General features: G+C 62.1%; 16 protein-coding genes, 3 tRNA genes and 1 pseudogene. 17 read left to right on the forward strand and 3 right to left on the reverse strand.

Annotated elements, in window-relative coordinates:
• Positions 1-38 precede the first annotated feature (38 nt).
• The 3 genes from WJU18_RS11120 (at position 39) to WJU18_RS11130 (ending at position 414) form a co-directional block, all read left to right on the forward strand.
• Positions 39-115: transfer RNA gene (locus WJU18_RS11120), tRNA-Asp, on the forward strand.
• Between the two features lie 71 nt (positions 116-186).
• Positions 187-262: transfer RNA gene (locus WJU18_RS11125), tRNA-Glu, on the forward strand.
• 75 nt (positions 263-337) lie between these two features.
• Positions 338-414: transfer RNA gene (locus WJU18_RS11130), tRNA-Asp, on the forward strand.
• Between the two features lie 61 nt (positions 415-475).
• Here WJU18_RS11130 and WJU18_RS11135 read toward each other — a convergent pair.
• Entirely contained in the window at positions 476-1,432 is a 957-nt protein-coding gene (locus WJU18_RS11135) for a LysR family transcriptional regulator (RefSeq protein ID WP_423460118.1), read from the reverse strand.
• Between the two features lie 191 nt (positions 1,433-1,623).
• Here WJU18_RS11135 and WJU18_RS11140 point away from each other — a divergent pair, with 191 nt between their 5' ends.
• From WJU18_RS11140 to WJU18_RS11175, 8 genes and pseudogenes are all read left to right on the forward strand, one after another.
• On the forward strand, positions 1,624-3,444 hold the full coding sequence (locus WJU18_RS11140; RefSeq protein WP_423460978.1) for a CocE/NonD family hydrolase: 1,821 nt from the start codon (positions 1,624-1,626) through the stop codon (positions 3,442-3,444).
• An 11-nt stretch (positions 3,445-3,455) separates the two neighbouring features.
• On the forward strand, positions 3,456-4,466 hold the full coding sequence (locus WJU18_RS11145) for a Bug family tripartite tricarboxylate transporter substrate binding protein (protein WP_423460119.1): 1,011 nt from the start codon (positions 3,456-3,458) through the stop codon (positions 4,464-4,466).
• Positions 4,467-4,579: 113 nt separating this feature from the next.
• A complete protein-coding gene (locus WJU18_RS11150; protein ID WP_423460120.1) occupies positions 4,580-5,746 on the forward strand; it encodes a thiolase domain-containing protein in 1,167 nt (388 codons plus the stop codon).
• A gap of 1 nt (position 5,747) precedes the next feature.
• The gene (locus WJU18_RS11155; protein ID WP_423460121.1) at positions 5,748-6,149 is read left to right on the forward strand and encodes a Zn-ribbon domain-containing OB-fold protein; all 402 of its coding nucleotides are present in this window, start codon (positions 5,748-5,750) and stop codon (positions 6,147-6,149) included.
• Between the two features lie 244 nt (positions 6,150-6,393).
• Complete coding sequence (locus tag WJU18_RS11160) at positions 6,394-8,079, forward strand: VRR-NUC domain-containing protein (protein WP_423460122.1); 1,686 nt, start codon at positions 6,394-6,396, stop codon at positions 8,077-8,079.
• Entirely contained in the window at positions 8,076-10,421 is a 2,346-nt protein-coding gene (locus tag WJU18_RS11165) for an ATP-dependent DNA helicase (RefSeq protein WP_423460123.1), read from the forward strand. The genes WJU18_RS11160 and WJU18_RS11165 overlap by 4 nt, the downstream gene beginning before the upstream one ends.
• Positions 10,422-10,620: 199 nt before the next feature.
• Positions 10,621-13,907: pseudogene (locus tag WJU18_RS11170) on the forward strand (carboxyl transferase domain-containing protein).
• 68 nt (positions 13,908-13,975) lie between these two features.
• Complete coding sequence (locus WJU18_RS11175) at positions 13,976-15,703, forward strand: thiamine pyrophosphate-binding protein (protein ID WP_423460124.1); 1,728 nt, start codon at positions 13,976-13,978, stop codon at positions 15,701-15,703.
• Positions 15,704-15,723: 20 nt separating this feature from the next.
• Here the strand turns inward: WJU18_RS11175 and WJU18_RS11180 are convergent, their stop codons facing one another.
• On the reverse strand, positions 15,724-16,698 hold the full coding sequence (locus WJU18_RS11180) for a LysR family transcriptional regulator (protein WP_423460125.1): 975 nt from the start codon (positions 16,696-16,698) through the stop codon (positions 15,724-15,726).
• A gap of 184 nt (positions 16,699-16,882) precedes the next feature.
• On the opposite strand from WJU18_RS11180, the gene WJU18_RS11185 reads away from it, so the two are divergent.
• The 3 genes from WJU18_RS11185 to WJU18_RS11195 all read left to right on the forward strand — a co-directional run bounded on the left by WJU18_RS11185 (position 16,883) and on the right by WJU18_RS11195 (position 20,417).
• Positions 16,883-17,857, forward strand: a complete 975-nt coding sequence (locus WJU18_RS11185; RefSeq protein ID WP_423460126.1) for a Bug family tripartite tricarboxylate transporter substrate binding protein — start codon at positions 16,883-16,885, stop codon at positions 17,855-17,857.
• An 86-nt stretch (positions 17,858-17,943) separates the two neighbouring features.
• Positions 17,944-19,203, forward strand: coding sequence for an acyl-CoA dehydrogenase family protein (locus WJU18_RS11190; protein ID WP_423460127.1), 1,260 nt, complete (start codon positions 17,944-17,946; stop codon positions 19,201-19,203).
• Complete coding sequence (locus WJU18_RS11195; protein WP_423460128.1) at positions 19,200-20,417, forward strand: CaiB/BaiF CoA transferase family protein; 1,218 nt, start codon at positions 19,200-19,202, stop codon at positions 20,415-20,417. The genes WJU18_RS11190 and WJU18_RS11195 overlap by 4 nt, the downstream gene beginning before the upstream one ends.
• Here the strand turns inward: WJU18_RS11195 and WJU18_RS11200 are convergent.
• The gene (locus WJU18_RS11200) at positions 20,410-21,345 is read right to left on the reverse strand and encodes a helix-turn-helix domain-containing protein (protein WP_423460129.1); all 936 of its coding nucleotides are present in this window, start codon (positions 21,343-21,345) and stop codon (positions 20,410-20,412) included. The genes WJU18_RS11195 and WJU18_RS11200 overlap by 8 nt on opposite strands.
• A 179-nt stretch (positions 21,346-21,524) precedes the next feature.
• On the opposite strand from WJU18_RS11200, the gene glcF reads away from it, so the two are divergent.
• The 3 genes from glcF (at position 21,525) to WJU18_RS11215 (ending at position 25,891) form a co-directional block, all read left to right on the forward strand.
• Positions 21,525-22,931 carry a glycolate oxidase subunit GlcF gene (gene glcF / locus WJU18_RS11205; RefSeq protein WP_423460130.1) on the forward strand — a complete coding sequence of 469 codons (1,407 nt, stop codon included), beginning with the start codon at positions 21,525-21,527 and terminating at the stop codon, positions 22,929-22,931.
• A gap of 22 nt (positions 22,932-22,953) precedes the next feature.
• The gene (locus WJU18_RS11210; protein ID WP_423460131.1) at positions 22,954-24,516 is read left to right on the forward strand and encodes an FAD-binding oxidoreductase; all 1,563 of its coding nucleotides are present in this window, start codon (positions 22,954-22,956) and stop codon (positions 24,514-24,516) included.
• Positions 24,517-24,688: 172 nt separating this feature from the next.
• Entirely contained in the window at positions 24,689-25,891 is a 1,203-nt protein-coding gene (locus tag WJU18_RS11215) for an imelysin family protein (protein ID WP_423460132.1), read from the forward strand.
• The last annotated feature ends 35 nt before the right edge of the window (positions 25,892-25,926 follow it).

Raw genomic sequence — 25,926 nt, forward strand, 5'->3', positions numbered from 1 at the left:
TGGTTTGATTCGAAAGAGTTGCAAAGCAGCTGCCACGCGGAGTGGTAGTTCAGTTGGTTAGAATACCGGCCTGTCACGCCGGGGGTCGCGGGTTCGAGCCCCGTCCACTCCGCCAATGGTTAAAAAAGGGTTAGCAGTCCTGCTAATCCTTTTTTATTTGTGTTGAGATACTGGTTCCAAGGTTTTGACCCTATCGTCTAGAGGCCTAGGACATCACCCTTTCACGGTGAGTACCGGGGTTCGAATCCCCGTAGGGTCGCCAAGTTTGGCTGCACTTGGACTCGTAGAGTCGAACTGAATGGTTTGATTCGAAAGAGTTGCAAAGCAGCTGCCACGCGGAGTGGTAGTTCAGTTGGTTAGAATACCGGCCTGTCACGCCGGGGGTCGCGGGTTCGAGCCCCGTCCACTCCGCCAATGGTTAAAAAAAGGGTTAGCAGATTTGGTCTGCTAACCCTTTTTCTTTTCTGCCCGGAATTCAAGAGCTTGCGGTTCGCTCGATGGCGGGGGCGGCACGGGCCCGATGCAGAAGAAACTCCTTGAGGGTTCTGGTCACAGGGCGCAAGGGGCGCGTCGCATGCCACATGATGGCGAGTTGATCATCCAGAGCGACGATGGGCGGTGTGATGATCCGAACTATTCCTTCCCGCTCCATTTCCAGGGCGCTCATATCTGTACATATGCCGAGAAAGCTGCCGGCCCTATGGAGTTCGGCGTGAGTCGTCATGTCATTGAACGTGGTGAGCCGCTTCGGCAAGGACAGTTTCTTTTCTCGTATGAGATCGTTGAACCGTTCGCGCAGAGGAGTACCGTCAGGAGGCAGGCACCAATGGTGATCCAAGAGCTCGCTCCAATCAATCTCGCCTTCTGTGTGGCATACGGGGGGCGCAGGATTGCTGGATACCACCACGGATCTGATGGGCATGAACGCCTCGAAATTGAGCGTGCCCAGCCACTTGGGCGGACCCATGCGCCCAAGCGCCAGATCGACAGCATCCCGCGCTACATCTTCATGCAAACCGTCTACGAGGCTGACTGACACCTGCGGTTGTCGCTCCATGAACGCCACCAATGCAGGCGCCAGCCACCGGAGTCCGTGTTGGAGGCGGACGCCTATCACGACGTGGCCCTGCAGCCCATCGCGTTGCGCGATCACATCCTCTCCCAGGCAATCCATGGCGTCGAGTATCTGGCAGCTGTATCTGGCCAGGCTGCGGCCAATGTCGGTCAGCTCCGTACTTCCCCCGCGTCCCACAAGGAGCCGGCTTCCAAGCACTGCTTCGATCTCCTGGCGGGTTTTGATGATCGCCGGGTAGCTGACGTTCAACTGCGCCGCCGTATCAGAGAGGTTGATGGTTTCCGACAGTACCTTCATGAACCGCAAGTGCCGGAGCTTGAGCCGGTGAGCGATCTGCTGTGCCGAAGAGGGCGTCATTTGAATCTAACCATTTGGTTAGTTATTGGGGAATATTCGTAACTTTACTTCTCTTGGCCGGATACTTAGAGTGAACCCATCTTCAACTTCGCCTGTGATGGCGGTGCCAACGGGTTCATGGGCATGCAAGAACAAGCCGTTCAAAGGGGGCGGAGCTACCGCATCCGGAGCATCTTTCAAATGGCGTACGCCTGTTCCGGGGTCTTGTATCGAAGGCCAGGGATGGCACCCGCTTGACCGCGGATCTCTACCTCCCTCCAGGTGATGAGTTGCGGGCCTATCCAACACTCCTGGAGCGCACGCCCTACGGGCGGCACATCCCGCGTTTTCGGGACTTTGGATCCGCCGCCGCCAGTGCAGGCTATGCCTATGCCGTGCAGGATACGAGAGGGCGGGGCGATTCCGGTGGTGTGTTTCACTTGATGACCAACACGCCGGATGAGGGCGAGGATGGCATTGACACCTGGAACTGGCTGCGTGAGCAGCCTTGGTGCGACGGCGATCGGATGGGCATGGTGGGCGGTTCGTTCAGCGCGGCGAATCAGCAAGCCCTTGCGCTGCACCACCCCAGGGGGCTGCGGGCCCAGGTGCTTCGCGACGCAGGCACGAACTACCGGCATCGCATGTTCCGCTACCACGGTGCCTACAACATCGGCGTCGCTTTGCCGTGGGCCATTACGCACGGCCTGGAGTTGGCGCTGCAGCGTGGCGATGCCCAGATGATCGAGGCCTTGGAGGATATGCGTGACCGATCTGCGCAATGGATCGATATGCTCCCTTTGAAGAAAGGAGAGTCGCCGCTCAGGCTCGCGCCGGCATACGAAGAGATCTACTTTCGGATGCTGCAGGAAAGCGATGACACGCCCTATTGGCACAATCCCACCGTGCGGCTGGAAGGGCGCTGGGATGAATATCCCACCGATGTGGCGATCTTCTTGATATCGGGATGGTTCGCGCATCACGCGAATGCCAATCTGGACAAGCTGCGCGAGCTGGGTGGCCGTAGCCACCGGCCTGTGAAGCTGGTCATGGGCCCTTGGGTGCACAGCCCCCAAATGTTGGAGCTGACCACCGCTGGCGAAGCCGATTTCGGGCCTGCGGCGGCAGAGCAGGGGCCGGTGACCGCTTCCTGGCTCAACTGGTTGGACAACCACCTGAAAGACGCCCACCCTCCGGAAAAGGCTAGCGAGCCTGCTCTCAAATACTTCGTGATGGGATTGGGCGATGGCCACCGTACCCCGGAAGGACGCATCTTCCATGGGGGCGAGTGGCGGGCAGCGGACAGCTGGCCGCTGAAAACCACGATCGCGACGCCTTATTACCTGGATGCAGGCGGCGGGCTCTCTCCCGAGCGGCCAGCCCCTGGTTCTGCTTCTTTGAGCTACTTGTTCAACCCAGATGATCCGTGTCCGGGCATCGGGGCCTCCAGCTTGCAAAGCGAGGCGTTCCCAAATTTCGTTTTACCAGGCCCTCGGGATCAACGCTGCCGGCCGTCGTTGTCGGCGTGCCGGGGGAGCGACAGGCCCCTGTCGGAGCGGTCCGATGTGCTGGTTTTCCAGACGAAGCCTTTGGCCGAACCTTGCGAAATCACCGGGCCGCTGGAGTTGGAGCTATGGGTATCGAGCACCGCGCGCGATACGGACTTCACCGCCAAATTCATAGACGTCTATCCCCCGAGCGATGAGCACCCGGAGGGTGCCGCACTCATGCTATCGGAGGGTATCGTCCGCATGCGTTACCGGGATGGCCGAGCTACGGGCGAATTGATCGAGCCAGGGCGGCCCTACAGAGTCGTGCTGGAACTCAACCCGACCAGCAATCTGTTCAAGCGTGGCCACCGGATCCGAATCGACGTTTCCAGCTCCAGCTTTCCCCAGTACGACGTCAACCCCAACACGGGCGAGCCGCTGGGTGCGCATACGCACACGGTGGTCGCAGAACAGACTGTGTACATGGATGGGTTACGAGCCTCACACATTGTCCTGCCCATTCAACCTTCCACCGCTCACTGAGGATTCGGCTCATGCATAGTTCCCACCAAGAAATTTCATCAGGCGTGCGCGTCGTCCACCGCCGGTTGGCAATCCTTGCCTTGGCGCTGGGTGCATGCCTGGGTTTTACCGGCGTGCACGCTGAGGACTATCCGTCCCGGCCTCTGAAAATGATCGTGCCCTATTCCACAGGCGGCACCGCGGACACCTTGGGCCGCATGATGGCGCAGGGCATGAGCGAGCCCCTTGGCCAAAGCGTCGTGGTGGAGAACCGCTCGGGCGCCGGGGCGTTGATTGGCGCCTCCTATGTGGCCAAAAGTGCGCCCGATGGCTACACGCTGCTGCTTGGCGCCGGGTCAACGCACACGACTCCGCAGGTGATGACCAAGAACATGCCTTATGAGCCGCAGGCGGATTTCGAGCCGGTGGCCATGATCGGCAACACCTCATACGTTCTGTTCGCGAACTCGAATCTGCCCTACCGCACGCTGGAGGATCTCATCCGCTACGCCAAGGCCAACCCTGGCAAGGTGTCCTATGGTTCCACGGGCCAGGGCACTGCCGTGCATCTGACGATGGCGCACTTCGCGAATCTGGCCGGCATTCGGCTGCTCCACGTTCCCTATCGGGGAGGCGGTCAAACGCTGGTGGACGTGATGGGCGGCCAGATTGACCTGACCCTGGGAACGGCGGAATCCGCGCCCATGGTGAAATCGGGGAAGCTGCGGGCGCTGGCGATCATGGGGCCGAACAGACTGAGTGCGCTGCCGGAAGTCCCCACATGCATTCAAGCGGGCGTGCCAAAGTGCGAATTCCCGGTCTGGAATGCGATCTTCGTACCCGCAAAGACCCCGGCGGCGATCATCGCCAAGTTGAGTGCCGCGGCGCAACAGTTCCTTGCATTGCCGCCTACTCAACAGCGTCTTCGAGATTTTGGATATGAACCTGTCGCTGACAAGCCCGAGCAGCTGAAAAAGCGCATTGCGAATGAGATCAAGCTGGTGAACTCGATCGCGGCGCAGGCGGGTGTTCAACCTGAATAGGGGCTCACGCTGCATTGTTCGTCCGTGCCAGGATAGTATGGTACAAAACCAAAGTCGCGCGATTGCAAGAGATCAATCAGCGAGACGCTTCTTTCCTGGAGGGACATTCATCGATGAGCATCAAGCGCAAAGCCTGCATAGCCGGCGCATTCGAGCACCCCACACGCAAGGCGCCCGACAAGACCGTACCGCAGCTTCATTTTGAGAGCGCCATGGGCGCGCTGGCCGATGCCGGATTGACATTGAAGGATGTCGACGGCTATTTCTGCGCCGGCGATGCGCCGGGCCTCGGCCCCATGAACATGGCCGAGTACATGGGGCTCAAACCGCGCCATGTCGATGCCACCGATATTGGCGGCTCTTCCTATCTGGCCCATGTCTCGCACGCCACACAGGCCATCATGGCCGGCAAATGCGATGTGGCGCTGATCACTCTGGCGGGCCGCCCCCGCTCGGACGCCTCAAGCGGCCTGCAGCCGCGCAGCTATGGTGTCAATTTGCCGGACGAGCCGTTTGAGTCTCCTTACGGCATGGTGACCGTGAACAACTATGCCATGGTGGCCGCGCGCCACATGTATGAGTTCGGCACCACCTCCGAGCAGTTGGCGTGGGTCAAGGTCGCTGCGTCGCACCATGCTCAGCACAATCCCAACGCCATGCTGCGCGAGGTGCTGACGGTCGAAGATGTGGTCAATTCACCCATGGTCTCCGATCCGCTGCACCGCATGGATTGCTGCGTGGTGTCCGACGGCGGCGGCGCGCTGGTGGTGGTCAAGCCCGAAATCGCCCGGTCACTCAAACGCCCGGTTGTGAACGTGCTGGGCGCGGGCGAGGCCCTTAAGAACACCAATGGAGGCCGGCACGACGTTTCGTTCTCGGCCGCGCAGCGCTCGGGCGCGGCCTGCTTTGCCGAAGCCGGAGTGAAGCCCTCGGACATCCAGTATGTGTCCATCTACGACAGTTTCACCATCACGGTGATCATGCAGCTTGAAGACCTGGGTTTCTGCAAGAAAGGCGAGGGCGGGAAGTTCGTCGCAGACGGCAACCTGATTTCAGGCGTAGGAAAGCTGCCTTTCAATACCGATGGTGGTGGCTTGTGCAACAACCACCCGGCCAATCGCGGAGGCATTACCAAGATCATCGAGGCTGTGCGCCAGCTTCGCGGAGAGGCTCATCCCGCCGTGCAGGTCAAGAACTGCGGCCTGGCATTGGCCCAGGGTACAGGCGGCGCATTGGGTTCGCGCCACGGAAGCGCCACCCTGATCCTCGAAAGGCAATGACATGGCTACTCCTTCTCAAGACCGCACCATCACCGCGCCTACCGTGTACCCGGACAACAAGCCTTTCTGGGATGCGGCAGCCGAAGGCCGGTTTCTCGTCAAGCACTGCACGGCATGCAACCAGCCGCATTGGTATCCGCGGCCGCTGTGCCCATTCTGTGGCAGCGACAAGACAGAGTTCCGGGATTCAAAGGGTACCGGTACCATCTACACGCTGAGCGTGACGCGCAGAGCCGGGCCAACGGCCTACGCCATCGCCTATGTCACCTTGGATGAGGGCGTCACGATGATGACCAACATCGTCGACTGTGACCTCGATGCCCTGCGCATCGGCGACAAGGTGCGGGTGGTGTTCAAGCCCAGCAATGGCGGTCCGCCGGTCCCCATGTTTACGCCAGCTTAGGGGGAACCCTCTGAGTCGCTTATGCGCCTTCCCCTCAGGGGACGCACCTGGCGGCCCTGGCAAAGCCAGCTCCGCGGGTGCCCTGGCATGACCGGCTCCGCGGCCTTTGGATCCTTTGAGTTTCATGCGATGCGGGTGGCGCGCTGCGCTATGGATAGCTGAAATGTCTTAGGGCGGCTCAGGCCGGGCCTTCCGGGGTTTTGCTATGATAGCTGTATAAATCATCAGTTTCTCGGGTGTCCCGTTGTCCGAGCCAGTGCCGCCGCACCGTTTCTATTACCTGCACAATTTCCAGCGGGCGCTGGATTGGATTGCCGAGCGCTATCAAGACCTGCTGAGCGAGGGTGAGCAAGCGTTTCTGGAGCAGTTCGCCGGGTTGCCTCAAGCCTCCAGGGCACTCCTGGTGCGGCTGCTGATGCGGCGGGGCCCCTGGTTTCTGGCGGGCAAGCTGGCATATGAGGAAATCCCCGACATCGCCGGGGCGGCAGAACCTCTGCTGGCACTCGGGTGGCTTGATGCCGTCCACCCCATCTCATTGGAAGAGTTGTTTGCCTTGCACACCAAACCGGAGCTGCTGAGGTTGTTCGCCTCGGCATCGGTTCGCCCGGAGATGCGCAAGGCTTCGATGCTTGAGGCCCTGCAGCCTGATTTCGGCGGGCCTAGAACTTACGCGGAGTGGAACCCCCTGGCACCCAAGGCCGCCTGGCGCGTGATGGTGGGTGATCTCTGCGAGCGCTTCCGGTTGATGTTCTTCGGCAATCTCTATCAGACTTGGTCGGAGTTCGTGTTGGCTGATCTGGGCGTGTTCCGCTATGAGCCCGTCGCCTTCGATGATGCCTCGCGCGCCTTTCAGTCGCGAGCTGATGTGGACGTCTATCTGGCGTTGCACGCCTGCCGGCAAGCGCTCGATGACAGCACGGAAATCGAAACAGTGCTGCAAGCCGCCGCGCGGTGCAGGAGCGATAACCCCTGGCTGGAGAAGCGCCGTGCCAAGTTGCTGCTGCGCATCGGCCAATCCTGCGAACGCGCGCAGGATTGGCCGCGTGCCGAGCAAGCCTATGCGCAAAGTAGCTATCCCGGAGCCCGTCACCGGCGCATCCGCGTGTACGAGCGCATGGGGCGTTTCGAGGAGGCCTTGGCCTGGGCTTGTGCATCCCTGGCGGAGCCGGAAAGCGATGAGGAGAGTCAGCGCGTGTCACGCATGCTGCCTCGCTTGAGGCGCCATCTGGGTCAAGAGGGCATGGTTTCGGGCGGTGCTTCGCCAGCCACTGCCAAGTCTACCGTGGCGCAACTGCGGATGGATCTGGAGCTGGATCCACCTGCCGAACCCGCTTCGGTCGAGTATGTACTGCGCGATCACTGGCATGCTGAAAACGCGCCGGTGTTCTATGTCGAGAACGCGCTCATTAATTCTCTGTTCGGTCTGCTGTGCTGGCCGGCCATATTCGCGCCGCTACCGGGGGCGTTTTTTCATCCGTTCCAGAGTGGCCCCGCGGATCTTGGCTCGCCGGATTTCGTGCAGCGGCGTGGCGGGTTGTTCGAGGCCTGCCTGGCGCAGCTCGAAGATGGCCGCTACCCTGAAACGATCCGCCAGCGTTTCGCGGACAAGCAGGGTATGCAATCGCCCTTTGTTTTCTGGGGCACGCTGACCGAACCCCTTCTGGCATTGGCGCTGGATTGCATCCCGCCCGCCCATCTGAAACTGCTTTTCGCGCGGCTTTTGAAAGATGTTCAAGCCAACCGCAGCGGTTTTCCAGATCTGGTGCGCTTCTGGCCGGAGGAGGGGCGCTATGAGATGGTCGAGGTCAAGGCGCCGGGCGACAAGCTGCAGGACAACCAGATTCGCTGGCTTCGGTATTGCGCCGAAAACGGCCTTCCTGTGCGTGTCTGTCACGTGCATTGGCGCGGCTTGGCCGGGGATGCGACATGACCTATGCCGTGGCGGTGCGGGCGCTGTGCGAATTCACGGCGCGAACAGGTGATCTTGATCTGCGCTACACGCCAGCGCCCAGCGCGCTGGAGGGTATGCAGGGGCACGCCTTGGTCCAATCCCGCCGGAGCAAGGCATATGAGACTGAAATCGCCCTGGCTGGGCAGTACGAGGACATGAAGGTGCGCGGCCGCGCCGATGGCTTTGATCCGCAAGCGGGGCAACTGGAAGAAATCAAGACCTACCGGGGCAAGATCGAGAGCGTCCGCGAGCATCATCGTGCCCTGCATTGGGCCCAGGCCCGGATCTATGCCCATCTGATGTGCCAAACGCGGGGGTTGGTGCAGTTGCGCGTGGCACTTGTGTACTTCAATATCGGTACGGGGGAGGAAACGGTATTTGTAGAGACGCACGAGGCCGCTGAATTGCAAGCCTTCTTCGAAAGCCAGTGCGCGCGCTTTCTGGACTGGGCTCGCAGCGAGGCCGCCCATCGCGTCCAGCGCGACGCGGCGCTGACGGATCTTCGGTTCCCGATGGAACGCTTCCGCGCAGGGCAGCGGGAGTTGGCCGTGGCGGTTTACCGCTGCGCTCGTTCCGAGGCGGCGGGCCAATGCCTGATGGCGCAGGCGCCGACGGGCATCGGCAAGACCTTGGGTACGATTTTCCCCTTGCTGAAGGCGGCCCCCCGGCAGGACGAGAGCCAGGGCATCGACAAGTTGTTTTTCCTGACGGCCAAGGGCACGGGCCATGCCTTGGCGCTGCAGGCATTGGATACCGTGAACGCCCAACTCGATAAGCAAGGCCAATCCTGCCGGTTGCGCGTGCTGGATGTACAGGCGCGCGACAAGGCCTGCGAGTACCCGGAGAACGCATGCCACGGCGAATCGTGTCCGCTGGCACAAGGGTTCTACGATCGGCTGCCGGCCGCAAGGGCCGCGGCGCTTGAGCACGCGCCGCCGTGGAATGCGCCCGCCCTGCGTGAAGTGGCATTGAAGCACCAGGTATGTCCTTACTACCTGGCCCAGGAGCTCGTGCGCTGGAGCGATGTCGTGGTGGCCGACTACAATTATTTCTACGACACCTCGGCCATGCTCTATGCGCTGACACAGGCCCAGCAGTGGAAAGTCGGGGTGCTGGTGGACGAAGCGCACAACCTGCTGGAGCGCGCGCGGCGCATGTACACGGCTGAACTCTCGCAGTATGCGCTGGCCGATGCGCGCAAGGCCTGCAAGGGTTCCGTGCATGTTGGCGTCACGGTCGACAGCCCCGTACGCAAGGCCTTGGATCGGTTGCATCGCGTCTGGAACACGCTCAACCAGGCGCAGGAAGAAGACTTCAAGACCTATGAGGTCGTGCCTGCCGCATTGCAGGGCGCCCTGCAGCGGGCCGTAAGCACCATCGCCGATGCGCAAGCCGACCGGCCGATGCTGCCAGGCGATGCGGTGTTGCGTTTTTACTGGGACGCTCAGCATTTCCTGGCACTGGCCGAGGAATTTGGCAGCCATGCGCTGTTCGATCTCAGCATGTCCAGGCCTGAGCTTGCCGAAGGGGTTCGGCCGCGCATAGTGGCTTCCATCTTATGCATCCGCAACGTCATCCCCGCGCCCTATCTGCAAGAACGCCATGCGGCGGCACATGCCACGGTCTTGTTCTCAGGCACCTTGAGCCCGTCGCATTTTTATAAGGACACATTGGGCTTGCCCGAAGAGACGCGTTGGATCGAAGCCGAATCGCCTTTCCAGGCCGAGCAATTGGCCGTTCGGGTGGCTGCCCACATTTCCACACGGTATCGAGACCGGGAGCGCTCGCTGAAGCCCATCGCCGATCTGGTGGCAGAGCAGTATGCGCGGCAGCCCGGCAATTACCTGTGCTTCTTCAGCAGTTTTGACTATCTGCAGCGGGTGGCTGAGAGCGTGCGGCAGGCCCACCCGCAATTGCCCATCTGGTTGCAGACGCCCTCCATGGACGACGAGAGCCGTGCGGCCTTCCTCATGCGTTTTACGGAAGAGGGGCAGGGCGTGGGGTTCGCGGTGCTGGGCGGCGCTTTCTCTGAAGGCGTGGATCTGCCGGGCCAGCGTCTGATCGGCGCATTCGTGGCCACGCTGGGGCTGCCGCAAGTCAACCCGATCAACGAAAAAATGAAGCAGGTCATGGATGGGTATTTCGGCAAGGACAAAGGCTACGACTACACCTATCTCTACCCGGGCTTGCGAAAGGTAGTGCAAGCGGCAGGGCGCGTGATCCGCAGCGAAGAAGACCGGGGCGCGGTCTTCCTGATCGACGACCGTTATCGCCGCCGCGAGGTGCGGGCGTTGCTGCCGAGTTGGTGGTTGGTTCGGTAATTTTGTTGAGCACAGTCCTTGTTTTCGTCATTCCCGCGCAGGCGGGAATCCAGTTCAGCCTTTGCACGTCCCCTGGATTCCCGCCTGCGCGGGAATGACGAGACAAGAACTCACCGAGGCTCGCGCTCCTGGGGCTTGTCAACTAAGTGGCGTTCGCGCCAGGAAGGCATACTTGCAGCTTCACTTGCGGGCTCCAGGTATGTTCAGACGAATTTTGATTGCGAACAGAGGCGAGATCGCGCTCCGGATCATCCGGGCGGCGAAAGACCTCGATGTGGAAAGCGTGTCGGTCTATTCGAAGGATGAAGCCTCTGCCGCGCACCCCGCGCTGGCCACGCAAGCGGTCTCCCTGGCTGGAAGCGGGCCTGGAGCCTACCTGCAGATCGATGAACTCATCCGCATCGCCCAGGCCCATGATTGCGATGCGGTTCACCCTGGCTACGGTTTTCTGAGCGAAAGAGCCGACTTCGCATCGGCTTGCACGCAGGCCGGACTGAAATTCATCGGCCCCACCCCTCGGCAGCTGGCTTTGTTTGGCGACAAGGCTGCCGCGCGCGCGCTCGCCGTCAGCCAGAACGTGCCCCTGATGCCCGGCTCCCAAGGCGCGGTCACCCTGGAGGCGGCCCAGGCGTTCTTCGCTGCCCAAAACGGAGCGGGCATCATGATCAAGGCCATCGGTGGCGGTGGCGGGCGAGGCATGCGGGCTGTGGCGCAATCGTCCGAACTCGCAGAGGCTTACGCGAGGTGTACCTCGGAAGCACGGTCGGCCTTTGGCGTGGACGGTGTCTACGTCGAAAGACTGATGGCCCGCGCCCGCCATATCGAGATTCAAATTCTGGGCGATGGGCATGACGTCATCAGCCTGGGCGAGAGGGAGTGCTCGCTGCAGCGAAGATTCCAAAAACTGGTGGAGATCGCGCCGAGCCCCCGGTTGGCTGAATCGATGCGACTGGAGATCACGGCAGCCGCGCTGAAGCTCGCGTCGGCGGTGAAGTATGAGGGGCTGGGAACCTTCGAGTTCCTGGTGGAGGAGGGCAGCGCCGATCTGCCCTGGGTGTTCATCGAGGCCAATCCCCGGTTGCAGGTAGAGCATACGGTCACCGAAGAGGTGACGGGATTGGATCTGGTGCAGTTGCAGATCGCCGTCGCTGCCGGCAGCCGCCTCTCTGATCTTGGCCTCGACGCCGCCCGTCCACCCGAGGCCAAGGGCTTTGCCATTCAATGGCGGATCAATGCCGAAACGCTGATGCCTGACGGCACCGCCAAGCCCTCCAGCGGAACACTGGATCGGTTCGATATGCCGAGCGGCCTTGGTGTGCGGGTGGAAACGCACGGCAGGACAGGCAATACACCTTCTCCTCACTACGATTCGCTTCTGGCCAAACTCATCTGCACGTCAAAGGCGAACGATTTTCCCGCGGCAGCCCGCCGGGCCACGAGAGCTTTGAGTGAAGTGCGCATCGAAGGCGTGGCCACCAATCTGGCGCTTCTTCAGGCTCTTGCCATCAGGCCGGAATTTGTCTCGCAAGACGTGCACACGCGTTACGTGGAGGAACATCTGGCTGAACTGCTGGAGCAGGCTGACAAGATCCAGCCAGCAGCCGGGCAGGGTCGTTCGTTGACGGGCCGCGGACCTTCCGGCGCGGCCAGAAGCGAAGTCGATCTGTCTGACAAGATCGCCATTCGCGCGCCCATGGCGGCCAAACTTGTCCAGTGCGACATGTCCGTGGGAGACATCCTGCCCTTGAGAAGCGAGGTAGCAGTTCTCGAAGCGATGAAGATGGAGCATGTTCTCCATACCCAAAGATCGGGCAAAGTCATCGAGATAAGAAAACAGGCGGGTGATCTCCTGGCGGAAGGGGACATCATTGTTCTGCTGGAGCCAGCCGAGGTTGGCGCAGATGCATCGGCCGAATCCGCTGAGGTGGATCCTGACCATATCCGGGCTGATCTGCAGCGCGTGATCGACCGCCATGCCCACACGCTCGATGAGAATCGCCCTCGCGCCGTGGAGACACGGCACGGGCGCGGGGGCCGCATGGCTCGCGAAAACATCGCGCAACTCTGTGCAGGCGGTGAGTTCCTCGAGTACGGCGCTCTGGCGTTGGCCGCGCAAAAGCAGCGCCGATCGCTCGATGACCTCATCCAGAACACGCCAGCCGATGGTCTGATCACGGGCCTGGGCACCGTCAACGAAGCCGAGTTTGGTGAGGAGGCGAGCCGGTGTGCCGTGATGTCCTACGACTACACGGTTCTGGCGGGTACGCAGGGCATGCGCAATCACCAGAAAACGGACCGGCTGCTCGATGTTGCGCACCGTCTTTCGCTGCCGTTCATTCTGTTTGCCGAAGGCGGTGGCGGCCGGCCGGGCGATACCGACATGCCGATCATCGCCGGCCTGCATCTGTCCACGTTCGCCGCATTCGCCAAGCTGAACGGCAAGGTTCCCGTGCTGGGCATCGTGTCGGGGCGGTGCTTTGCGGGGAACGCCGCGTTGCTGGGCTGCTGCGACGTGATCATCGCCACCAAGGACAGCAACATCGGCATGGGCGGCCCGGTGATGATCGAGGGCGGAGGCCTCGGCACGTTCGCGCCCGAGGAGATCGGCCCCAGTGGGGTTCAGCACCACAACGGCGTGATCGACATTCTGGTGAAGGACGAGACCGAGGCGGTAGAGAAAGCCAGAAAATACATCTCCTACTTTCAAGGACGGTGCGCCACCTGGGAAGCGCCCGATGCACGCGGGCTTCGCCACCTGGTGCCCGAGAACAGGCTTCGGGCCTACGATACGCGCGCTGCCGTGGAGGGCATCGCCGATGTGGGTTCCGTGACCTGGCTGCGCACCGGCTTCGGTACAGGCATTCATACTGCCCTGGTCCGCATCGAAGGCCGTCCCGTGGGCGTGATCGCCAACAATCCTCTGCATCTTGGCGGCGCGATCGATGCCGATGCGGCGGACAAGGCCGCGCGGTTCATGCAGCTCTGCAACGCGCACAAGCTCCCGATGATCAGCCTGATCGACACGCCCGGCTTCATGGTGGGACCGGAGATCGAGGAGAAGGCCCAGGTGCGTCACGTCAGCCGCCTTTTCATCAGCGCCGCGCATTTGCGCGTACCTTTTTCTCCGTCGTGCTGCGCAAGGGCTATGGTCTTGGCGCCATGGGGGTGGCGGCGGGCGGTTTCCATTCGCCGGTGTTCATCGTGTCCTGGCCCACAGGCGAGTTCGGAGGCATGGGGCTGGAGGGCAGCGTGCGGCTCGGGTTCCGCAAGGAGCTGGAGGCCGTGCCCGAGGGGGCTGAAAGAGATGCACTGTTCAACAAGCTCGTCGCGCAGCAATACGAGGCAGGCGGTGCCATCAACATGGCCGCCACTTTGGAGATCGACGCGGTGATAGACCCTGCTTCCACGCGGGATTGGCTGGCTAGAGGGCTGGCGCGATCACCCGCATGCCCGGACGAGGGCATCAAGGCGATTGATACCTGGTAAGAAGAATTCTTTCCGCGCACTCCCCGGTATTTACGAATATTTCCCTTCTGCAGTCATCGGAGTTCCCTATGCAAGACGCTCAAGCACCCCGCACACAAGACCAGATGGCGGGCCATCTGCTGGTGGAATGCCTCGTGGAACAGGGGGTGACCACGGCTTTCGGCGTTCCGGGCGAGAGCTTTCTCGCGGTGCTGGACGGTTTTCACACCTACCATGACCGCATTCGCTTCATCGTCAACCGCCAGGAGGGCGGCGCTGCCTTCATGGCCGATGCGCAGGGAAGGCTGACCGGCAGGCCGGGCATCTGCTTCGTGACCCGCGGGCCGGGCGCGACCAACGCCTCCATCGGTGTCCACACGGCCTTTCAGGACTCCACTCCGATGATTCTGTTCGTCGGTGATGTCGGCAGCGATTTTCGTGACCGGGAGGCCTTTCAGGAGGTCGACTATGCAAGCTTCTTCGGGCCGAGCACCAAGGGCTTTGCCAAGCGGGTCGAGCGCGTTGATTCGGCGGACCGGCTGCCTGAATATGTGGCCCGCGCTTTTGCCACGGCCATGAACGGAAGGCCAGGGCCGGTGGTGTTGGTTCTGCCGGAAGACATGCTGACGCAGCGCACGGCGGCGCGGCCCCTGGCTTGCGTGGAGCCGGCGGAAACCTGGTGCAGCCCCAAGGCGATGGCAGACTTGCGCGCCATGCTGATGGAGGCGAAAAGGCCGCTGGTGATCACGGGCGGCACCGGCTGGACGCCTGAGTCGGCACTGGCGCTGCAGCACTTTGCGGAACACTGGCAATTGCCCGTGGCCAACGCGTTCCGCTTTCAGGATCTCTTCGACAACAGCCACCCGCAGTATGCGGGCGACATCGGTATTGCGGTCAATCCCCGTTTGGCGGAACGGGTGCGCGAGAGCGATCTGGTGATCGCCATCGGCCCGCGCCTCGGGGAGATGACGACCAGCGGCTACACGCTGCTGGAAGCGCCGCGCTCCCGCCAGAAACTGGTGCACTTTCATGGGGGCGCCGACGAACTCAACAGGGTCTATCAGGCGGATCTCACGGTGGCCATCTCCATGTCGGCGGCAGCAGTCAGTCTGGCGGAGTTGCAAGCCCCGGCTACGGTGCCCTGGGGGGAGTGGACGCGCGCGGCTCAAGCGGACTACCGGGCCAATCTGGAGCCGCAGCCGCTCGCGGGCATGTCTTCGGAGTCGCCGCGCGGCGCGGTCGACATGGCGGCCGTCATCGGGCTCATGCAGAAGCACCTGCCGAAGGATGCCGTCTTGAGCAATGGCGCGGGCAATTTCGCCAGCTGGATCCACCGCTACTTCCGCTACCGCGGACTGGCGAACGGCCATCGCACCCAACTGGCACCCACGGGCGGTGCCATGGGCTACGGCGTGCCCGCCGGCATTGCCGCGAATTTGCTGACCGGGCGGGTGACGTTGACCATTGCCGGTGACGGCGACTTTCTGATGAATGGCCAGGAGCTGGCTACCGCGGCGCAGTTCGGAGGTAAAAGCATCATTGTCCTGCTCAACAACTCCATGCTCGGCACCATCCGCATGCATCAGGAGAGAGAGTATCCGGCCCGGTTGAGCGGAACCGAACTCCGCAATCCGGATTTCTGCGGCCTGGCACGGGCCTACGGATTCGCTGCGGAACGTGTCACGCGAACAGATGATTTCGAAGCAGCCCTGCTGCGGGCACTGGAGGCACCCACGGGCACCTTGATCGAGATTCCGCTGGAGCAGGAAGTCATCACGACCAGGGCGTCGCTGTCAAGGATTCGAGGGGGCGCGTAGCGCCAACCCGAAACCTGGCATCAGACCACCGGCGTGGCCAGGTCCTGAAAAAATTGCTCTGCGGCCACGGGAATCAGTTTTGCAACGGTTCTAACAGCTTGGGTGAAAGGCAGATGGCTGCTCGTGGCCAGGACCACGTGCTGGCGGTACTCCTTCTCGACGATGGGAATGGCCCGAAGCCGGCCCTCGACCTGCTCGTCGCGAATGGCATGGCTTGGCAGTATGCTGGCGCAGGGGTGGTCCAGCAGCATCCGCTTGACGGCGGCGGACGTGCCGCATTCCATGATGGGCTTCAACCGGAGTCCGTGCGTTGAAGCGCTTTCGTCGAGAAGCACGCGGATCGCGTTGGGAGGAGTGGGCAGTACGAAGGCCAGATGGCCAAGCTGGCTGATGCTCACATGCTCCGGCAGAGCGCTCAGCGGGCGGCCCTTCGAGGCTGAGAGCCCCTGCAGCAACACGGGCCGCGCGCCCACGACGCACAGTTGCGCATCGAACAGCCGCCGGTAGTTGTTGTTGCCCCAGGCACGGTAGCGGTTGAGAACCGCCAGATCGATACGCCCCTCCGCCAGCGCGCTTTCCAGCTCTCCCGTATAGCCTTCGTGAATTCTCAGGCGGATGCCAGGGTATTCGTTCAGCAGCGTGAATAGCGCGCTGGTCAGAGGCCCGGCAACACCGGGGACCAGGCCGACCGTCACGGTGCCTCCGAGCGTCCCGGCGACGACCTGGGAGGCTTCCCGAAGCTCTTCGGCTTGGGTCAGCAAGGCGCGTATCCGAGGCAGCATCGCCACCAGCAGTTCGGTGGGACTCACGCCTCGGCCGTGGCGATGAAACAGCGGGCCGCCGAATCCCTCTTCGAGTTCATGCAACTGCCGGCTGATGGCCGATTGAGCCAGGCCCAGTTGAATGGAGGCACGGGTCAGGCTTTGCATGTCCGATACGCAGATCAAGGTGCGCAGCGATTTCAGAGAGAAAAGATCGGTCGTATCGGAGTGCATGGAGGGCTTTTCAGGTTGAAGAGGGTTTGGCTTCCACGGGGCGAGCGCTCTCATGGCAGAAGCTCAATGCTCACTATTTATCTTGATTTTAGATTTCTGATATCTCCAAAAAATATATTCAATCAATGAAGCCAGAACTATATTTCTTCCGAGCCATGACCTATTCATCATGGAGGAGAAACCCATGTTCCCCCCGCGTCGCCAATTCCTCGTGGCCGCTGCGCTGACAGCGGCATCCGCGCATCCTTCCTTTGCCGAGGCTTCCTATCCCTCGCGGCCCATTCGCGTCATCGTTCCTTACCCGGCTGGCGGGGTCGTGGATCAGTACGCTCGGATCGTCATCGACGCAGTCAATCGCCAATGGCCGACGGGCTTCGTGGTCGAGCCCATCCCAGGTGCTTCCTCCAGCATCGGCACCCGCAAGGCCAAGCAAAGCAAACCGGACGGGTACACCTGGCTGATCAATGGCCCGGCCCTGATCGCCAACCCTCATCTGTTCAACGACGCGGGCTGGAACGTTCTGCGTGATTTTGTGCCGGTGGCCAACGCTGGCTATGGCCCGCTCGTGCTGGTCGCGAAGTCCTCGGCCGGCATCAGCTCCCTGAAGATGCTGCTGGACAAAGCCAAGGCCTCGCCAGGGACGCTGACCGCAGGCACCAGCCACGGATCATCAGTGCACATCAGTCTTGAAATGCTCCGCAAGACCACAGGTATTGATGTGACGCTGGTGCCTTACAGCGGCGCGCCTCAGATCATGCAGGCGCTGGGGGGCGGACAGATCGATTTCTCGTTTCTTCCTTATATGCTGGCGCAACCCCATGTCGAATCTGGGCGGCTGGTAGCGCTCGCGCTGTCATCTTCGGCACGATCATCCTTGTTTCCGAACGTACCGACCTTTGCCGAACTGGGTCTCGGAGACAGCGCGTTTCTCTCCTGGTACACCTTCGTGGTTCCCCGGATGACGCCAGTGCCGCTTCTGAAACAGATCAACGACGCATTCAACAAGGCGTTGGTGCAGCCCGATGTGATCGAGCGCATCAAGAAACAGGGCGGTGAAGCGGGAAGCCCCATGAGCATTGCCGAGCTGGAAAAGATGGTGAAGACGGACGACGACAAGCTGAGCCAGTTGATCCGCTCCACCAACATGCGCGGGGAGTAGCCCCGTAAGCAGGGTGTCCGCGCATCCGCGCAGGACAGGGCTCAAAAGCAGCCTTCCACGGCCGATACATTCCAAGGATTGTCAACGTGAATTTTGAAGAAACACCACGCGCGCGTGATCTGCGAGAGCGCATTTCCGAGTTCTTTTCAGCGAAGATCCTGCCCAGGCACCGCGAGTGGCACCATTCGGTCGTGGAGCTTGGAAAACCACCGGCTTTTCTGGAGCCGTTGCGCAAGGAGGCGAGAAAGCAGGGGCTTTGGAATCTCGCGCTGAATGATCCGGCCCATATGGATGGGCGCGAGCCCTACAGCAATGTGGAGTTCGCGCCGGCCTGCGAAATCATGGGGCGTCTGCCATGGGCTTCCCAGGTTTTCAATTGCCATGCGCCGGAACTGCCCAACATGCTCTTGCTGGAGCAGGCAGGCAACCTGGAGCAGAAGGCGCGTTGGTTGAAACCCTTGACTGAAGGGACCATGCGGTCCGCTTTCGCCCTGACCGAGCCTGACTTCGCTTCCTCTGATGCCACCAATGTGGGCACCCGCATCGACCGCGAGGGCGACACCTACCGCATCAATGGCCGCAAGTGGTTCATTACCGGGGCTGCACATCCTGATTGCCGGTTTGTCGTCGTTGTCGGGCGCAGCCATCCGGACAATCCGCGAACATCACAGCACACGGCGGTCATCGTACCCATGGACACGCCGGGCGTTCGCGTGGTGCGTCCGCTGCGGTTCATGGGCTGGGAGGACCACGTGGCCCCGGTGGGGGAGTTGGAATTCGTGGACGTGCGCGTGCCCGTGGAAAACAGAATAGGCGAGGAGGGTTTTGGATTTCAGGGTTCTCAGGCGCGTTTGGGGCCGGCTCGATTGCATCATTGCATGCGCTTGCTGGGGCAAGCCGAGGTCATGGTGGAAATGATGATGGCCCGAGCCAGGGAGCGTTCCACCTTCGGACGCCGCTTGGTCGAGTACGACACCATTCAGCGCTGGATTGCCGAATCGCGCGTGGAGATCGAACTCTCCCGCACCATACTGATGAAGACGGCGTGGGAGATAGACCAGGCCGGACACAAGGGCTCATGGCGTTCCGTGTCGATCTCCAAGGTGGCTGTCCCGCAGGCCGTGCAAAGGATTGCCGACAAGGCCATCCAGGTCTTCGGCGCGATGGGAGGCAGCGACGATATCCTTGCGCATCATGCGCTGGCCTATGCGCGGATCCTGCGCATCGGAGACGGGCCGGACGAGGTTCATCTGAGGCAGTTGTTCCGCACGGAAGACGTGCCCTCCTGGCCGGTCGCCGATTGCCCTTACGTGGTGGGTCCGTCAGCACGCCCCATTGAAGCATGAGCCCGCAGCAGACTGCCCGCACAGGCCCGTTGACCGGTGTGTCTGTGCTCGATATTGCCACCATCATCGCGGCCCCCATGGCCGCCACGCTGCTGGCTGACTACGGTGCGGATGTTCTCAAGGTGGAGCTTCCCGGGCGCGGAGACGGTGCGCGCGATTTCCCTCCATTCCGGGACGGAAAGTCCTTGTGGTGGAAGACAATCAACCGGAACAAGCGCTTCATGACGCTTGATCTGAGGCAACCGGACGGCCAGCAGATTCTCTGCCGCCTCCTGCCACGGTTCGATGTCCTGGTGGAGAATTTCCGGCCGGGCACGCTGGACCGCTGGGGCCTGACGCGCGAGAAGCTGTGGGAAGCCAATCCTCGCCTGATCATCTTGCGCACGACGGGCTTCGGCCAGGACGGCCCATACCGTGACCGGCCAGGATTCGCCCGCGTGTTTGAAGCCATGGGCGGCTTGACCTATCTGACGGGCGAGCCGGGCGGCGAGCCCATGCATCCGGGCCATCCCATTGGAGATTCGATCGGTGGCTTGTTCGGCGCCATCGGCATCTTGGCCGCGCTGGTCAGGCGCTCGGCCTCGGTGGATGGGCGTGGCGAGGAGATCGATTTGTCGATGACCGAGGCCGTCCTTCGGCTGCTTGATTTTCTGCCAATTGAACATGACCAGCTGGGCGTAGTTCGGCAGCGCTCGGGCAATGCGAATCAGTATGCGGCGCCTTCAGCCGTTTATCGGACCTCGGACGGCCACAGCGTATCGCTGTCGGGCAGCACCAATGCCTTGTTCGCCGCCAATGCGCGCGCGATCGGGCTGCCTCACCTGATCGATGACGCGCGCTACGCCAGCAATCGGATGCGGCTTCAGCACGCAAAGGAGCTCGATGCGCTCTTCAGCGCATGGATCGCGCAGCACACGCTTTCTGAGACCCTGGCCGCCTTTGAAAGGGCGGAAGGCACGATCGCCCCTATTTACTCCATAGAGCAGATCGAGGCTGATCCTCAGGTGCAGGCCAGGCAGGCCATTGTGAGCGTGCCGGATCAGGATTTCGGACACGTCCGCATGCCCAATGTGGTGCCTCGGTTTTCCAGTGCGCGCTGTCAGGTCCGGGAGCCGGGTGGCGCGATGGGCCGGGACAACACTCAGGTTCTTGCCGAAGAGTTGGGGATGTCGCCGGCGGAGTTGCAGGCGCTCTCGGGCCGGGGGGTCATATAGAACCCATTTGCCGGTATTCGGAGGGCGCCATGCCGAACTTCCGCTTGAACAGATAGTTGAAGTGCGACACGTCATTGAAGCCGGCTTGATAGGCGATCCGCGAAATCGGCACCTTGCCGGAGCCCGGGAGCTGGGTGGCGACGGAAGTCAGCCGCTCTTCGATGATGAACTGCGTGAAGCTGGTGTCCATCTCGTGCAGTACCTGTTGCACGAGACGCCGCGACATGTGGAGATGGCCGGCAGCGGTATCGAGCGTCAGGTTCGGGTCGCAGGCATGGCGCCTGAGATAGTGCACCAATGCCTGGCGCCTGAGTTCCTTGGCGTCACAGGGCGCATCTGTTTGCCTGGAAGTCACCTTGAGCAGGTTGCAAACGTTCTCCACGAGCGCTTCCATGTCCGTGGGCTGGACAGCGGCAGCCTCGCGCGATAGCTCCGTCAGATAGGAGATGAGCGTCGGCGCGAAAGGCCCTGAGGGCTGAAAGACCTCGAGGCGGGAGGTCAACAGCCCCGGCATTCTTAGTTCAAGCATCCTGGCGGGAAGTTTGGCCACGATGCGCCGCACTTCGGTCGGGAACGTCACGCTCGTCGGCCGCCGCGCATCCACGATCGCCACGCTGCCGGCTGGCTGGATCAGCCGCTGCGTACCATGCTCAATGTGGGCTTCGCCTTCGAGCTGCCAGCTCACCAGGTAGCCTGGGGTGCTGGCATCGGCCAGCTGCGAGCGCCCCCAGCGTACCCGGTGCGGCTTGCTCCAGAAGAAGCCGCAGGACATGGCGTCATGCTTCCTGACGGTCATCTTGGCGGAGAAAGTGTCGACCGACGCGCCAGACACCTCGACCTTGTGGATCATCTTGCTGCAGACAGACCGCCAGGAATCGCTCCGATCCTGCTTGCCCAGCGATTCCATATTGACCTTCACGATTTCCACGGCGCTTCTCCAGGGGGCTCCATGAACAGGGAATGAGGCCAGGGTATACCGCAGGCAGCGCCAGCTGTCCACAGGGCAATCCCACGCGGCGGATTCGTCTCCCCTGCGCGCCAACCGAAGTGGTGTGCGCGAAACCCCAAGACGGAAAGCGGGGCGGTTCCCAGAATCTGCTTCCATCCATGAAGACGAATTTCAGCGAGGCTCAGCTCGCCAACCCGCAGATCGCGCAGGCCAACCAGATTCTGAAAAGCTGCCAGCATTTCGGGTTCTGCACTTCCGGCTGTCCTACGTATGTGCTCCTGCACGACGAGAACGACAGCCCTCGCGGGCGCATCGATCTCATCAAGGAGATGCTGGAGGCGGGCGGCGCCCCTTCGGCCAAGACAGTGGGTCACATCGACCGTTGTCTCTCCTGCATGTCATGCATGACCACCTGCGCGGTGAAGGTCGACTACATGCATCTCGCGGACACCGCCAGGGAATATATTGAGGAGCACTATCGGCGGCCCTGGGCGGAGAGGTGGACGCGCGACGCCCTGGCCTTCGTATTGCCCCGCAGGGCCTGGTTCCGTTCCGCGCTTCGCCTTGGCCGCCTCGCGGTGCGGATGAAAATTCCTGTGCCGCCTCCGCTGCGTCCGGCGCTGCAGTTGCTTCCAAAGGGGCCGCCCGAGCCCGAGGCAGGTTTCGAGGGCGAAGTGTTTCAAGCCGAAGGCGCCCGGCGGTGGCGGGTAGCCTTGCTCTCGGGCTGCGTCCAACCTGAAATGGCGCCCCAGATCAATGCCGCGACGATCCGGTTGCTGACGCGGTTCGGATGCGAGGTCCTGGTGCCGAAGGCGTCAGGGTGCTGCGGTTCCTTGAACCTGCACATGGGCAAGGCTGCCAGCGCGCGTGCGTTCGCTCGGGCCAATGTGAAGGCTTGGGCGCACCTGCTGGAAAACGGCGGGCTCGATGCTGTCGTCACGAACGCTTCAGGCTGCGGTACCACCGTCAAGGACTACGGGCACTTGCTGAGCGGCGAGCCTGAGGTGGCGGCCTTGGCCATGAAGATCGCAGCTCTGGCGTGCGATGTGTCTGAGTGGATCACGTCCATGCGCCTGCCTGCGCCCGGGCATCCGCGGCGGCACCGCGTGGCCTACCACGATGCATGTTCGCTGCGGAACGCACAGCATGTCACGGCCCAGCCCCGGCAATTGTTGAGGGACGCCGGGTTTGTAGTGAAGGATGTTCCCGAGTCGCATTTCTGTTGCGGCTCTGCGGGCACCTACAACATTCTCCAACCCGCGATCGCGGCAGAGCTGGGCCGGCGGAAGGCTGGAAACATCGCCAGCACCGATCCGCAGATCGTGGCTGCGGGAAACATCGGTTGCATCACGCAGATCGGCCTGTACGGGCAAGCCCCGGTCGTGCATACCGTCGAGCTGCTCGACTGGGCGCACGGCGGTTCCTTGCCGCCCGCGTTGCGGGGTCGAAGCCTTGAAGAGGTGGAGACCGTGGAATCAGCTTCCACGGCCATCCCGGGTGGCGAGCAGGTTGTGAGCTTTGTGGCGCCATCGCCGGGCGGCGCTTCCGATGTGGGTATCTGGTAACTCAACGTGATGGGGGATTGAAATGAAGAACCTCGATGGTTTCCTGCGTTCCGTCAGCGAAAGGATTGGCGCCGAGTGGGTGGACACCCGGGCGGAGACGCTGTCCCGCTATGGCGAACACACCTTGCCGGCGGAGGCCAGGGCGCCCGCGGCCGTGGTGTTTCCGGCCTCCACGGCCGAGGTCCGCGAGATCGTGTTGGCGGCAAATGAGCACCTGGTGGAGTTGTTTCCCGTCAGCACGGGAAACAACATCGGCCTGGGCTCGCGCGCACCTGCCCGCACCGGGCAGGTGGTGGTCGATCTCGGCCACCGCATGAATCGGATCCTCGAAGTCAATGAAGAGACCTGTTATGCCGAGCTGCAACCGGGCGTGAGCTTCACAATGCTCCATGACGAACTGGAGCGGCGCGGCGGGAAACTCATGCTCTCTGCGACATCCGGGCCTCCGCATGGCGGCGTGCTGGGAAATGCCATGGACAGGGGCGCGGGTTACGGCCCTTACTTTGACCACTTCGGCATGCTGTGCGGCATGGAAGTCGTGCTGGGCAACGGCGATGTCATCCGGACTGGAGACGGCAGCCTTGATACCGACCAACTGGTGAACTGGCACGTGTCGAAGTTCTCGTTCGGGCCTGCACTGGATGGGCTGTTCTCGCAATCCAACTATGGCATCGTGACCCGCGTGGGCGTCTGGCTGATGCCAAGGCCGCCAGCGGCCCGTTCGTTCCATTTCACATTCCCTGAAGATGAGGACATTGCCGAGATCATCGAACTCTGCCGTCCCATGAAATTGTCCAATTTCGTGCCCTCGCTGTTCCGTGTCGCCAACGATCTTTATGCCATGGCCCCGGATGAGGTCAACGCCGAGTACCAGCCAGGGCAGCCGAGTGCCTTCAGCAAGGAAGGCCGCCAAGCTCTGCAGGCCCGGCACGGGCTGGGTGCCTGGCAGGTATCCGGCATGTTCTATGGGGCGTCGGATGCGGCGATAGAGCCGCTGATCCAGCGGGTGCGCGGGCATTTCGAGCGAAGCGGCAAGGCGCGCTACATCAGCCATGAAGAGGCGCAGAACATCCCGGCGTTGAAGACCGCCATCGATTCGATGACCGGCAGGCCCAGTGCCACGGAACTCGGTATGCTGAAATGGCGCCCAGGCAGCGGAAACGCCTGGTTTCTCCCCGGCACTCCCATGGTGGGGCGGCAAGCGCTGGAGCTGGATCGCCTTGGCCGCGCTATCTATGAAAAGCACGGCATGGATTACATCGTCATGCACGTGGCCTCCGCGCGTTTCGCGCGCGGCCTGCACGTGCTGGTGTGGAACAAGGAAGACGCGGACGAAAACCGTCGGGCGGATGCCTGCTATCGCGAACTGAGCACCGAGTTTGCCAAGCGTGGCGTCGGCGTCGGGCGGGCGCCAGCGGACTACTATGACCTCCATATGGAGCAGATGCTTCCCAGTTTGCAGAGCGTCTGCCGCAGCATCAAGAGAGCGCTGGACCCGAATGGGGTGATCAGCCCTGGCAAGTATGGGATTGATGGCCGAATGAGCTCAGCCAGCGCTGCCGCCCGCTCACCAGCGGGCGAATAACCGCCTGACTCTTCGGTGAATAAATAAGATTCATTCGCATTATGGTTATGATGCGCGCTCATACGCGCGGTATGCGGCCGAAAGGCCGCATTTCCATTTCTCAGCCCCAGCAGCGATATTGGGTGCCTGCCGCTCGTCCTGTTCTCGCTGCTCCAGCTCCTGAAAACCCTACATGAACAAACGACCCCTCGCCGCTCTGATGATTCTTGCCGCCCTGGGCAGCACTGCACTGGTGACCGCAGCGCAGGCTGCAACACCGACTGCCGCATCGGCGCAAAGCATTCCGGCTGGTACGGCGGTGAATGAAGGGGCCGTGGCGCGGCACTACGGCGCGTTGGTGTTCGCCAATTACAGCGATGCTCTGGCCGCCGCCAAGGAGATGCAGACCGCCATCAAGGCATTCGTTACTGCGCCTTCAGCCCAGGCCATGGACAAGGCACGCCAAGCTTGGCGCGATGCGCGCGAGTTCTATGGCCAGACGGAAGCTTTCCGTTTCTACGGCGGCCCGATCGACGACGAGAACGGGCCCGAGGGCCAGATCAACGCCTGGCCGCTGGATGAAGCCTACGTGGACTATGTGGAAGGCAAGCCCAATGCGGGCTTGATCAACGACAGGAAATTCACGATTACCAAGGCCAATCTGATCAAGGTCAACGAGCGCGGGGGCGAGGAGAACGTCAGCTCTGGCTGGCATGCCATCGAGTTCCTTCTCTGGGGGCAGGACCTGAGCGAGAAGGGGCCTGGCGAGCGCTCATTCGAAGACTATGTCGACGGCAAGAAATCCAACGCCGACCGCCGCCGCCAATATCTGACGGTGGCCACGGAACTCCTCATCGATGATCTGGCGAGCCTGGTGAAAGCCTGGGAGCCGGGCAAGAAGAACTACCGCGCCGGATTCGAAAAAGGCGGTAGGGAGTCGGTGCGCAAGATGATCGTGGGCCTGGGCTCTCTTTCGCGCGGCGAGCTCTCCGGTGAACGCATGGAGGTCGCGCTGAACTCGCAGGACCAGGAGGACGAGCACTCCTGCTTCTCGGACAACACGCACCGTGATGCCGTGACCAACGCCAAAGGAATCCAGAACGTATGGCTGGGCCAGTACCAGCGCCGGGACGGCAGCAAGCTGCAAGGCGTTGGCCTGCGCGATCTGGTGGCCGGGAAGGACGCACCGCTGGCCGAGAAGACCACCTTGCAGATCGCAGAGTCCGTTCGTTTGGCCGAAGCTATTCCCGCACCGTTCGACCAGGCCATCATCCAGGGCTCGGCAGGCCGCCCTGTGATCGAGAAGACCATTGCGAGCCTGGTCGAGCAATCCAAGCTGCTGGTGGATTCGGCCTCCGCGGTGGGCATCACCAAGCTGACGCTGGTGCAGCCCTGATTCACCGGGCCGGCGCTGTCATGGCGCCAGCCGCC

This window comes from Ottowia sp. VDI28, assembly GCF_049532675.1.
Classification (GTDB): domain Bacteria; phylum Pseudomonadota; class Gammaproteobacteria; order Burkholderiales; family Burkholderiaceae_C; genus Ottowia.